This window comes from Xanthomonas sp. WHRI 8932A (genome assembly GCF_035012785.1).
In the GTDB taxonomy this organism is placed as follows: domain Bacteria; phylum Pseudomonadota; class Gammaproteobacteria; order Xanthomonadales; family Xanthomonadaceae; genus Xanthomonas.
In genome coordinates, this window is record NZ_JAYGQQ010000015.1 from 71,084 (window position 1) to 83,697 (window position 12,614).

Genomic DNA, 12,614 nt, shown 5'->3' on the forward strand with positions numbered 1-12,614 from the left:
GGTCAGTCCTCCTTGGTGCGGTCCGGTTCCAACCGGGCGAAGGGCCCGATCATGCTGCCGACGAAGCCGCCGGCCTGTGCGGTGCTGAGCATGCCGGCGTCGTCGTCGCGGCGCAGCGATTGCCAGCCGGCGCCGGTGGCGTCGTAGTCGAAGCTGTACGCGCCACCATCGCCACTGATCTGCAGCCGCAGCTGCGTGGTGGTGGCCGGGATGCGGGTACGCGCCAGCGTGGTGGTGGTGGCGCCGTCGCGCTTGTCGACAAACACTTCCAGTGCAGCGCCGTCGCGGCGCACGCCCAGCGCATACCACGCGTTGGCGTTCTGGAACGCGGCCAGCCCGGCCTGCACGCCGGCCTGCGTAGGCACCGCCAGCGCGGTGCTGGCATGAAAGCGCGTGTGTTGCTGGCGACGCGCCACAAACGCAGGCGTGCCGCTGCCTTGCAGGCCCTGCGTAGTTGCATGCAGGGTCAACCAACCGGCGCGTGCCTGCGTATCGGCCACCGCGCGTTTGGGTACGCGCAAGCTGAGCCATTCGCGCTGCAAGGTGGCGGCAGTGAAGTCGTCGTGCCAGGTGAAGTTGCCGGACAGCGGTGCCTGATTGACAGGCGACTTTGCCCCAGCAGGTGCGTTGGCGATGGAGGGAATCGGCGACCCGGCGGGCAGGATCGACGGCCAGCCATCGCGCCACTGCACCGGCAACAAGAACGTTTCGCGCCCGGTGTTATAGCGCTCGCCGGAATACGGCCGGCTGGCCAGAAACACCGCCCACCATTGTCCGTCGGGTGCTTCGACAAAATCGGCATGGCCGGCATTGCTGATCGGATGCGCACGCTCGGCAGGCAGGTCGCGTTGGGTGAGGATGGGGTTGTGCGGCGAGGGCGCATATGGCCCCCATACGTTGCGGCTGCGCAGCACCACCTGCGAATGTTGCGGCCCGGTGCCGCCCTCGGCGCATGACAGGTAGTACCAGCCGTCGCGTTGATACAGGTGCGGTCCTTCGATCCAGATCGGCTTGCTGGCCAGGTCAACGCCGCCGTTGAGCAGCACCTTGCGCGGGCCGGTGGGCTGATTGGTGGCGATGTCGAAGCGCTGCATCCAGATCGCGCGGTGGCCTTCGTACAACGGTGTACCTTCCGGTGGGCCGTTGTTGAGCAAATACGCGCTGCCGTCGGTGTCGAAGAACAACGACGGGTCGATGCCATCGATGCTCGGCAACCATGTGAGCGCCGACCAGGGGCCGGACGCGCGTTCGGCGCTGGCGATGAAATTGCCGCCGCTGTCCACCGACGTGCCCACCACGTAGAAGCGCCCGTCGTGATGCCGAATGCTGGCGGCGAACATGCCGCGCGAGACGCCCAGGCCGTCGTAGTCGAGCTGGTCGGCACGCTCGACCACATGGCCGATCTGCGTCCAGTGCACCAGATCGCGGCTCTCGAACACCGGGATCGCCGGAAAATACGCAAACGTGGAATTGATCAGGTAATAGCGCTCGCCCACGCGGGTGATGCTGGGGTCCGGATAGAAGCCGGCCAGGATCGGATTGCGGTACTGACCAGCTGCCAGCGGCGTGGCGAACAGCGCATCGTCGCCGCGATAATCGAACCAATCGAAGGCGACATCGGCAGTGATAGCGGCGCTGGCCTGCGCCTGCGCCACACCAGGCGCAAGCGCTGCCATCAGCAAAGTAAGCGCTGCCGGCAACAGGCGCATCACCAGTCCCACATCGCGCCGTCTTCCAGGCGTGCAATCGGCAATTGCTTGGGCACATAGGGATACTTGGCAGCGAGTTCTTCGTCGATGTCCACGCCATGCCCTGGGGTTTCGCCGCAATGCAGGCGCCCGTCGCGGAACACGTAGTCGTGCGGGAACACCGCATTGGCTTCGTCGGAATGGAACATGTACTCCTGGATGCCGAAGTTGGGCACCCAGGTGTCGAAGTGCAGCGCCGCGCCCATGCACACCGGCGACAGATCGGTGGCGCCGTGGAAGCCGGTGCGCACCTGATGCAGGGCGGCAAAATCCGCCAGCCGCCGCACATGGGTGATGCCGCCAGCGTGGACAATCGTGGTGCGGATGTAGTCGATCAGTTGCTGCTCGATCAGGTGCTTGCAGTCCCAGATCGAATTGAACACTTCTCCCACCGCCAGCGGCGTCACCGTGTGCTGGCGAATGATCTCGAAAGCGCGCTGGTTTTCCGCAGGCGTGGCATCTTCCAGCCAGAACAGCCGGTACGGCTCCAGATCGCGGCCCAGGCGCGCGGCTTCGATCGGTGTGAGCCGGTGATGCGCATCGTGCAGCAATTCGATTTCATCGCCGTGGTCGTTGCGCAGTTGTTCGAACAGTTTCGGCACCACACCGAGATAGCGCGGCGTGGACCACACGGTTTCGGTGGGCAGTTCGCTCTCGGCCGGCTCGTAGGGCTTGCCGCCGCTGGAAATGCCATAGGTCTTCTTGATGCCGGGCACGCCGCACTGGGCGCGGATGGCGATAAAGCCCATCTCGCGGAAGCGTCCCACTTCGTCGCTGGTTTCGGCGATATCGCGGCCGTTGGCGTGGCCGTAGACCAGCGCACCTTCGCGCGAGCGCCCGCCAAGCAGCTGGTACAGCGGCATGCCGGCCATCTTGCCCAGGATGTCCCACAGCGCCACGTCCACCGCGGCAATCGCGCTCATCGTCACCGGGCCACGGCGCCAATACGCACCGCGATAGAAGAACTGCCAGATGTCTTCGATGCGGCCGGCGTCGCGGCCGATCAGGTTCGGCACCAGGTGTTCCTGCAAATATGCCGCCACCGCCAGCTCGCGGCCATTGAGCGTGGCATCGCCCAGCCCGGTGATGCCCGAGCGGGTACGGATCTTCAAGGTGACGAAATTGCGGCCCGGGCAGGTGACGATGACGCGCGCCTCGACGATCTCGCGATCGCGGGCTGAGCCTTGCAGCGGAGCAGGGGAGACGGGGGTCTGTGACATCGTGGTCTCGCTCATGGGGAAGAGGCGGTAGTGATGGGGAGTTCGAACGGACCGGCGGGCAGGCCGCTGCGGTCGTACAGCGTGCACACTGGGCTGTCGGCCCAGCAGTAGCGCACGCGCGTTGCGGTGATGCCGGAAGGAATGCGCAGGCTGACTTCGCGGCCCTGCAGCGTGGCGCTGGTGTAGCGGCAACTGTTGGCTGCCGCGGCGCAGACTTCAAAGCCGATCGGCGCGTCGTTGCCATAACTCAGCAACGCCGCATCCACGTCGTCGAAAGCGATGCGGATACTGTCGCCATCGCGACGTGCGCTGCGCGACACCGGGCCGGACGGCGCAATCGTCTCGCCATACACCACATGCCGCGCTGCACGCGCCAGGCGCCGCCCAAGTTCCTGCTTGTTGGCCGGATGGATGTCGTAGCGGTCGCCGATGTCGATGGCCACTGCCAGGCCGGCATGCGCATCGTCTGCAACGAAGCGGCGCTGCGCCTCGCGCAACTGCGCCCAGCCGCTCTCCGCAGGTTGCGTGGGCGGCGCGCCGTAATTGGCCAGCTGCACAACCAGCAGCGGCAGCTGCGCGCCGAAGCGTGCACGCCAGTCGCGCTGCCACGCCTGCAGCAGCGCCGGGTAATGCACCGCGTCGCCGGCATTGGATTCGCCCTGATACCACAGCACGCCACGCAGCCCGAGCTGGCCAAGCGGGGCGATCATGCCGTTGTACAAGGTGGTCAGCCCGGCCGCCGACGACCACGGCGCGCGTGGCGGTGTGCCCAGTTGCGGCGACACGATCTGGTACTGCCAGGGCGCATCCAGCGGCAACGTGCTGCCATCGCCAAACTGCAGTGCACGCGATGACGCATCGCCCAGCAATCCACCACGGCGATAGGTGTTGAGCACGTTGAGCACGATGCTGTTGCGCCCGGCATGCAGGTGGCCACGCGGCAGCGTGTAGCGTCGCGGCTGATCGGCACCGTAACTACTGCCTACGCCGCGTCCATTGACCCAGGTCTGGTCCAGCTCGTCCACCGGCCCCAGCAACAGGGTTGCTTCCTGCGCGGCCTGCGCTGCGGTCAGCTCAATGGTGGTGCGGTACCAGACCATGCCGTTGAAACCGACCAGCTGCGGCACGCCCCAGTCGTCCCATGCGCCCAGCGCCGCAGGAGCGGGTTGCCACGCGCCCGGCGCATCCGGTTGCCATGGTGTGCCGTCGCCATGCGCACGCCACCAGGTTTCCCACAACGTGCCCCAGCGCGGCGCGGCATCGGTCGGGTTGGTGGCGTAACGCGCCAGCACGTCCAGCGCCGGACCATCGTCGCCTGCCGCACGCAATGCCTTGTCGCCGATCCAGGCCTGCATCTGCGAGCCGCCCCACGAGGCGTTGATCAAGCCCATCGGCACCGCGACGGTCTTCTGCAATTCGCGTGCGAAGTAGTAACACGCCGCAGAAAAGTCCTTCACCGTTTCCGGCGTGGTGAGCTGCCACGCCGCCTCGCCACCGAAGTGTGTCTGTGGCGTGGGGCTGGATTGCGCCGGCACCTTGAACATGCGGATGCTGGGGTGATCGGCATCGGCAATTTCGCTGCGCGCATCCAGCGAGCGATGTACCTGCAATTCCATGTTGGATTGGCCCGAACACAGCCACACATCGCCAATCACTACATCGCTCACCTGCTGCGTCGTGCCGTTGGGCGTGCTCGCCTGTAAACGGTACGGACCACCGGCCGGGTGTGCAGGCAGGCGCGCCTGCCAATGGCCATCACGGTCGGCGCGTGCCTGCACCTGCTGCGCATCCAGCTGCACGGTGACGCGTGCGCCGGGCGCCGCATCGCCCCAGACCTTGATCGGTGCATCGCGCTGCAACACCACATGATCTTGAAAGAGCGCATGCAGCAACGGTGCATCGGCAGCTTGCGCAGCGTTGGATAGCATCGCCGCAGACAGCAGCACCGCCAGGGTCGTCATCACGCGCGTGCTCATTTCGGATTTCCTGGTGCGTAGGGAAATTTCAATGCCTGGTAGTACGCCAGCGGATGCGCAGGCGGCACCACGCCGGCCGGCAATGCGCGCCCTGAGACGCTCTGAAAATAGGCAATGCTGGCATCGCGCCACCACTGTGCTTCGTCCTGCTGGATGGCTAAAAAATCGCCCACCTGCTGGTAGCGCGGCGCATCGATCTTGCCTGCCAGGCCTTGCCAGGTCGCACGCATCGCACGCACTTCGTCCACGCCATGGTCGTAATGCCACACCAGCTCATCCCATAGCGGCCGCCCGGAGGCCATGCGCCGGTCCCACGGCACATGGTGGAACCACAGCAGGGACTGCTCGGGCACGCGCTGCATATCGCCGAACACACGCGCCACCGGCGCGGCGTATTGCGCCACCGCATTGCTGCCGCTGGCGCTGCGATCGAAGCCAATGCCGTTGCGATCGGCGCGGTGGTAATACACCGGGTCCCAATCCGGCCGCTCGCTGCCCGCATCCCACGGCGCCGGCCCGTAGTGATGGCCGCGCCCCATCAGGTGGTGCAGCCCGAGCGGGGTCATGTAATCCACCACCGCCTCGCGCGAGCGCAGCATCATGCCGACCACCGGTGTTACCACCGCAGGGTCGTTGGACAGGGTCATGCGCACCCAGTCCTGCGCGATGGCCTCTGGCGACAACGCCGGATCCCAGGCCAACCGCCCGTAGGCGTACCAGTTGGCCTGATCGAAAAGCGAGCCGCTCCAGTTGCGATCCGCCCCGATATTGGCCACGCCGGCAATGCCGGTGAGGCGCGGACGCTTGCCAGCGTTGAATAGCGTGCCGTCCACCGTTTTTGCCACCGTCGAGCCCTTGCCGCGCGCATAGGTATCGGCCTGCAGGGTCTCGGCAAACAGCGTGCCCAGATACGCCAGATGGGTGGAAAAGCCCAGATACTCCTTGGTGATCTGAAACTCCGGCATCAGCGGTGTCTTGTGCATCGCGCCGAACAACGGATGAAACGGCTCGCGCGGTTGAAAGTCGATCGCGCCATTTTTGACCTGCACGATCACGTTGTCGCGGAAGGCGCCGTCGAGCGGGACGAACTCGCTATACGCCTGCTTGGCGCGGTCGTCCGGCTGCTCGTGCGAATAGACGAACGCGCGCCACATCACCACGCCGCCGTGCGGCGCCAGCGCGTCGGCCAACAGGTTTGCGCCATCGGCATGGGAGCGCCCGTAATCCTGCGGTCCGGGCTGGCCTTCGGAGTTGGCCTTGACCAGGAACCCGCCAAAATCCGGAATGCGCGCGTAGATCTCGTCGGCCTTGGTCCGCCACCACTGCTGCACCTGCGGGTCCAGCGGGTCGGCGGTGTGCAGGCCGCCAATCTCGATCGGCGCACTGAAGCGCGCGCTGAGAAACACGCGGATGCCGTAGGGACGAAACACCGTGGCCAGCGCCGCGGCCTTGTCCAGATACTGCGGAGTCAGGCTCCAGGCTTTGGCATTGACGTTGTTGAGCACGGTTCCGTTGATGCCCAGCGATGCGTTGGCGCGCGCATAGTCGGTGTAACGCGGGTCCAGGTAGCCGGGCAGGGTCTGCCAGTTCCACAACGATGCACCGGCATAGCCGCGCTCCACCACGCCATCCAGGTTGTCCCAATGGTTGAGCATGCGCAGCTGCAAGCGCGGCGATTCGCGCACGTTCAGCGCGGTGATCGGTTGGCCGGTCTGCAGCAGGCGCAGGAAATGAAAGGCGCCATACAACGCGCCGACATCGCTGCCGCCCACGATGGCGGTGGCGCGATGTCCATCCACGCGCACCGTCTGGATCAGATACCCCTCACGGCCCAGATCGCCGGTTTTCAGCTGTAATGCGGCGATTTGCGGTGCGTTGGCGGCGCCTAGCAAGAGTGCGCCATCGGCCGTCACCGTGGTAGCGCTCTGCAGCGCGTGGCCGAGCAAGCCCTGCACGCCGCGCGCCAGCTCATCGCGCGCCGCATGCAGGGTGGGCGAATCGCCGGCAACCACCAAGGTCCGTGCGCTTGCCTGCAACTGCGCGGCGTCGCGCACGCTCTGGTAGCGCAACCATAATTCGTAGCCATCTTCGGCCTGTACCGGTGCCGCCGGTAGCAGCACAGCGCCCAACAGCACCAGACACATCAGCGCCAACGCACGCACGCTTGCGCGAGTGCGTCCCATCGGCCAAGCGCTCATGCCGTACGCTCGGATGCGGCAACAGCGGTTGCGCGCATCACCCCGATCTGTCTGCTTCCCGGTACCATGACGTGCATCCTCATGCCCGCACCCGCTGCACGTGCACCGGCAGCAACACGCATGCATCCGCCAACGTTCGTTCGCACTTGAAGAGGCCACGCTTGGAGAAGGTCAGGAAATCGGTCCGCCGCACCAGCCGCGCGACCACCATCGACGAGGTAGCGGCGCTGGCAAAGGTGTCGCCGATGACCGTTTCGCGTGTGGTCAACAATAACGGCAGCGTGCGCGATGCCACCCGCGAGCGCGTGATGCGTGCGGTCGACAAACTCGGCTACACACCCAACCTCGCCGCAAGTGCGCTGGCCGCTGCGCAGAGCACGCGCATTGCGCTGATCTACAGCGACCCCAGCGGCGCGTATCTGCGCGAGTTGCTGCTGGGCGTGCTGCGAGTCGCCTCGCGCACTTCGATCCAGCTGGTGATCGACTGCTGGGACGATCTGGACGCCGATGCCGAACGCAAGGCCGCGCGCAAACTCGCCAAGGGTGTGGCCGGGGTGATCCTGCCGCCGCCGTTGTGCGAATCCCGTGCTGCGGTGCTGGAACTGGTGCGCGCCAAGGTGCCGGTGGTAGTGATCGCGTCCAATCATTTCAGTCCCGACGTGGCCTGTGTGCGCATCGATGAATTTGCTGCGGCCAAGGAGATCACCGAGCATCTGATCGAGCAGGGGCATACCCGCATCGGCTATATCGCCGGACACCCCAATCTGTCGGCCAGCACGCGGCGTTTCGAAGGATTTCAGGCCGCGCTTGCGCAAGCCGGGCTGCGTCTGGACAAGCATCTGGTGCAACCGGGCGACTACACCTACCGCTCGGGTCTGCTGGCGGCCGAAAAACTGCTGGCCCGCAAGCGCCGTCCCAGCGCGATCTTCGCCAGCAACGACGACATGGCCGCTGCGGCCATCTCGGTGGCGCATCGGCGTGGGCTGGACGTGCCACGCGATCTGTCGGTCGTTGGCTTCGACGACACCTCCGCCGCCACTGCCGTCTGGCCCGAACTCACCACCGTGCAGCAGCCCATCGCCGCCATGGCCGATGCCGCGCTGGACATCTTGTTGAAGACGATTCGCGCCAAGGAACGCACGTCGAAGATGGTCGATCATGTGGTCGCGCACCTGCTGGTCAAGCGGGATTCGGTGGCCGCACCGATCGCAATCGGCCCGGCCGAGTAAAAGCGGCTAGCGCACCACGGTGTCGCTGCAAGGTGGGCGCTAGCTGGGGTGTGCATGTCTCACGTGTGTTGTGCGGTTGTCGGTGCAGTGATCCCCTGACTAGAGCACCACGTTGTCAGCCATGTCGATACGTCGCGCGGTCACGTGCATCGCGTAGTGGCAATGCACGCAGTTGCCGTACACGCGCGGCGTCATACGACGCGCGTGCGATGGCAAACATCAACGCGTCAGGTACTGATTGATCAGGTTTTCGTAGGCTTCCTGGCGGCCGCTGATCTGGGTCGGCACATTGCCGGCCGCATGCTTGGCCACGTCCACCAGCGTGCTGGATCCATTGGCGAACGCCGCACCGGCGCCGCTGTCGAAGCTGGCGTAACGCTCGGCACGCCAGGTTTCCAGCGGCGAGGAGGTCAGCAGCGCATTGGCCACTTCCAGACCGCGCGCAAACGCGTCCATGCCGCCGATATGGGCCATGAACAGGTCCTGCGGGTCGGACGATTCGCGACGCACCTTGGCATCGAAGTTCAAGCCGCCCGGTGCCAGCCCGCCCTGCCGCAGCACTACCAGCATCGCGCCGACGGTGTCGTACAGGTCGGTCGGGAACTGGTCGGTATCCCAGCCGTTCTGCGGGTTGCCGCGGTTGGCATCGATGCTGCCGAGCAGGCCGGCATCGGATGCCACCTGCAGGTCATGCTCGAAGCTGTGGCCCGACAACGTCGCATGGTTGGCTTCGATATTGAGCTTGAAATCCTGGTCCAGGCCATGCTGACGCAGGAAGCCGATCACCGTGGCGCTGTCGAAGTCGTACTGGTGCTTCATCGGCTCCATCGGCTTGGGTTCGATCAGGAAGTTGCCCTTGAAGCCGATCGCGCGGCCGTAGTCGCGTGCCAGGGTGAGGAAGCGCGCCATGTTGTCCTGCTCGCGCTTCATCTGCGTGTTGTGCAGGCAGGCATAGCCTTCGCGGCCGCCCCAGAACACGTAGTTTTCGCCGCCCAATTCCACGGTGGCATCGATCGCAGCCTTGACCTGCACCGCCGCGCGCGCCACCACGTTGAAGTCCGGGTTGGTGGATGCGCCATTCATGTAGCGCGGGTGCGAGAACAGGTTCGCGGTGCCCCACAGCAACTTGATGCCGGTGTCGGCCTGGCGCTGCTTGGCGATGCCGACCATGTGGGTGAGGTTGCTTTCGTATTCGCCGATGTCGTCGGCATCCGGCGACAGGTCGATGTCGTGGAAGCAGTAATACGGCACGCCGAGCTTGGTGAAGAATTCGAACGCGGCATCGGCCTTGGCTTCGGCGCGCCCCAGCGCGGTGTTGCCCGCATCCCACGGATACGCGCGCGTGCCCGGGCCGAACGGATCGGCGCCGTTGCCGCAGAAGCTGTGCCAGTAGGCCACGGCAAAGCGCAGATGCTCGGCCATGGTCTTGTCGCCGATTTTCTTATTGGCGTCGTAGACCTTGAACGCGAGCGGGTTGTCGGAGTCGCGGCCTTCGAAGCCGATCTTGCCGATGCCGGGGAAATATTCCTTCGCGCCGATGAAAACGGTGTTGCTCATGGGGTGGACTCCTGCAAAAAGGGGGGCGTCACGGGGGAGAGGGATGGCATCAACACACAGCAGTAATGGAACGCGCAACGGCCGGTGGCGCCGCGTCGCTGCAGCACATACCGTCGGTCTGTGCGTGCGTGTTCTGCTTCGCAACCCAAAAAATGTTAGCGCTACCAAAAAGCCGAATGAAAAAAGCCGCGCCATACAGCGAAGCCCAAGGTGTCATGCCGATCCCAGCTGAAACGGTCCTGCGGACTTTACCCAGCCCGCCGCCGAAAGGCTTGCTGCGCTGCGAGATGCGGACTGTTCCGTGGCAGCCGGATGTGGGGATGCCGGTGATGTGCGTTGGCGTGCTGCCCTCACCCGCCCTTCGGGCACCCTCTCCCGCGTGCGGGAGAGGGGACCAGCAGGAGAGGTCACTGCCGGGGGATGGCTAGGTGGGAGGCGCTCCCCCGTAGACGAGGGCTTGCTCCCTTCCCCCGTGTACGGGGGAAGGTGCCCGAAGGGCGGATGGGGGCGGCCACCGCAGGCACGACCCAATCCTCCGGGCAGCTACAATGGGCGGCTTATGACCGCTGTCCTGCCGCTGCCGCAACCCCTGGCCGACCCCGCGCCGCGCGACCCGCGCCAGCGGTTGCAGCGTGAGCAGCTGCGCCTGGGCAAACGGCTGCAACGCCAGGTGGGCCAGGCGATCGCCGATTTCGGCATGATCGCCGCCGGCGACAAGATCATGGTGTGCCTGTCCGGCGGCAAGGACAGCTACACCTTGCTGGACATGCTGTTGCACCTGCAGCGCAAGGCGCCGGTGCCGTTCACCTTGGTGGCGGTGAATCTGGATCAGAAACAGCCCGACTTCCCCGCCCATGTGCTGCCGGCCTACCTGCGCGAGCTGGGCGTGCCATTCGACATCGTCGAGCAAGACACCTACTCGGTGGTCAGCCGGGTGATTCCGGCCGGCAAGACCCTGTGTTCGTTGTGCTCGCGGCTGCGGCGCGGCGCGCTGTATGCCTATGCGCAAGCGCATGGGGTGACCAAGATCGCGCTCGGCCATCACCGCGACGACATCGTCGCCACGTTCTTCATGAATCTGTTTCACCACGCGCGGCTGGCCGCAATGGCGCCCAAGCTGCGCAGCGACGACGGTGCGCATGTGGTGATCCGCCCGCTGGCCTATGTGCGCGAGGCCGACATCGCCGAGTACGCGCAGGCGCGGCAGTTTCCGATCATCCCGTGCAACCTGTGCGGCAGCCAGGAAAACCTGCAGCGCCAGCAGGTTGGCCGCATGCTGCAGCAGTGGGATCACGAGCAGCCCGGCCGGGTCGAGCAGATTGCGCGCGCGCTCGGCGACGTGCGCCCCGAGCAACTGGCCGACCGCACGCTGTTCGATTTTATGACTTTGGGCCGTGCGCCCGACACCGCCGCATCCGCGCACGATTCCACCGCCTGGTTCGCCACTGGCGATACCACACACGACAGCGACTGACGCGCCCACCCGGTCGCCGTCGGTCTTCCACCTCCACGTTTCTCTTCTTCGGTCTTACGCATGTTCTTTCGCAATCTCACCCTGTTCCGTTTTCCCACCACGCTGAATTTTTCCGAGATCGAGACGCTGCTGCCGCAGGTGCAGCTCAAGCCGGTCGGCCCGCTGGAAATGAGTTCGCGCGGTTTCATTTCGCCATTCGGCCGCGACGAACAGGAAGTGCTCTCGCACCGCCTGGAAGAGTTCTTGTGGCTCACCATCGGTGGCGAGGACAAGATCCTGCCTGGCGCGGTGGTCAACGACCTGCTCGAGCGCAAGGTCGCCGAGATCGAAGAGAAGGAAGGCCGCCGCCCGGGTGGCAAGGCCCGCAAGCGCCTCAAGGACGATCTGATCCATGAGCTGCTGCCGCGCGCCTTCGTCAAGAGCTCGCGCACCGACGCGATTCTGGACCTGCAAAACGGCTACATCGCGGTCAACACCTCCAGCCGCAAGAGCGGCGAGAACGTGATGAGCGAGATCCGCGGCGCGCTCGGCAGCTTTCCGGCGTTGCCGTTGAATGCCGAAGTCGCACCGCGCGCCATCCTCACCGGCTGGATTGCCGGCGAGCCGCTGCCCGAAGGCCTGAGCCTGGGCGAAGAGTGCGAAATGAAGGACCCCATCGAAGGCGGCGCGGTGGTCAAGTGCCAGCATCAGGAACTGCGCGGCGACGAAATCGACAAGCATCTGGAGGCCGGCAAGCAGGTCACCAAGCTGGCGTTGGTGCTGGACGACAATCTGTCGTTCGTGCTCGGCGACGATCTGGTGATCCGCAAGCTCAAGTTCCTCGACGGCGCCCTGGACCAGCTCGAACACAGCGACGACGACGGCGCACGTGCCGAACTCGATGCGCGCTTTGCATTGATGAGCGCGGAAATCCGCCGGTTGTTCCTGCTGCTGGAAACCGCGCTGAAGTTGAGCAAGGCGGAGTAATCCGTACGACGCCAGCCGCAGTTGTCAGCGCGGCTGGCGCTGCATCCCAGCGTGCGGCGGATGCCTCGCGCACCGGTTCGCACTGCGTGGCACGCAGTGCGCTGACCGCACCGCGTGCGCATCCGGTGCCTGGCATTCTGCGCTGCAGGCGTGTCATGCAGACGGGCAGCCACGGTGTCCACATCGCGTCCGATGCAGGCAGTCATCCGGCCTCACGCACGCATCCATGCCAATGCCTCCGGCGTC

General features: G+C 65.5%; 8 protein-coding genes. 3 read left to right on the forward strand and 5 right to left on the reverse strand.

Annotated features, from left to right (window positions below):
- Positions 1-2: 2 nt before the first annotated feature.
- The 4 genes from VC212_RS21745 to VC212_RS21760 are packed head-to-tail and all read right to left on the reverse strand — an operon-like array spanning position 3 to position 7,127.
- Entirely contained in the window at positions 3-1,709 is a 1,707-nt protein-coding gene (locus VC212_RS21745) for a glycoside hydrolase family 43 protein (protein ID WP_323526921.1), read from the reverse strand.
- Positions 1,709-2,968: a D-mannonate dehydratase ManD gene (gene manD / locus VC212_RS21750; protein ID WP_055854770.1), complete on the reverse strand. Its 1,260-nt coding sequence runs from the start codon at positions 2,966-2,968 to the stop codon at positions 1,709-1,711. The genes VC212_RS21745 and manD overlap by 1 nt, the downstream gene beginning before the upstream one ends.
- A gap of 11 nt (positions 2,969-2,979) precedes the next feature.
- Positions 2,980-4,944, reverse strand: a complete 1,965-nt coding sequence (locus VC212_RS21755; protein ID WP_055854734.1) for a sialate O-acetylesterase — start codon at positions 4,942-4,944, stop codon at positions 2,980-2,982.
- Positions 4,941-7,127: an alpha-glucuronidase family glycosyl hydrolase gene (locus VC212_RS21760; RefSeq protein ID WP_193552649.1), complete on the reverse strand. Its 2,187-nt coding sequence runs from the start codon at positions 7,125-7,127 to the stop codon at positions 4,941-4,943. Before VC212_RS21760 ends, VC212_RS21755 begins: the two co-directional genes overlap by 4 nt.
- A gap of 176 nt (positions 7,128-7,303) precedes the next feature.
- On the opposite strand from VC212_RS21760, the gene VC212_RS21765 reads away from it, so the two are divergent.
- The gene (locus tag VC212_RS21765) at positions 7,304-8,371 is read left to right on the forward strand and encodes a LacI family DNA-binding transcriptional regulator (RefSeq protein WP_055854741.1); all 1,068 of its coding nucleotides are present in this window, start codon (positions 7,304-7,306) and stop codon (positions 8,369-8,371) included.
- Positions 8,372-8,590: 219 nt separating this feature from the next.
- Here the strand turns inward: VC212_RS21765 and xylA are convergent, their stop codons facing one another.
- A complete protein-coding gene (xylA, locus tag VC212_RS21770; RefSeq protein ID WP_115559807.1) occupies positions 8,591-9,928 on the reverse strand; it encodes a xylose isomerase in 1,338 nt (445 codons plus the stop codon).
- Between the two features lie 559 nt (positions 9,929-10,487).
- Here xylA and ttcA point away from each other — a divergent pair.
- Positions 10,488-11,402 (forward strand): tRNA 2-thiocytidine(32) synthetase TtcA, encoded by a 915-nt coding sequence (gene ttcA, locus VC212_RS21775; protein WP_055846656.1) that lies wholly within the window; start codon positions 10,488-10,490, stop codon positions 11,400-11,402.
- Positions 11,403-11,462: 60 nt separating this feature from the next.
- Complete coding sequence (locus VC212_RS21780; protein WP_055846659.1) at positions 11,463-12,368, forward strand: recombination-associated protein RdgC; 906 nt, start codon at positions 11,463-11,465, stop codon at positions 12,366-12,368.
- The last annotated feature ends 246 nt before the right edge of the window (positions 12,369-12,614 follow it).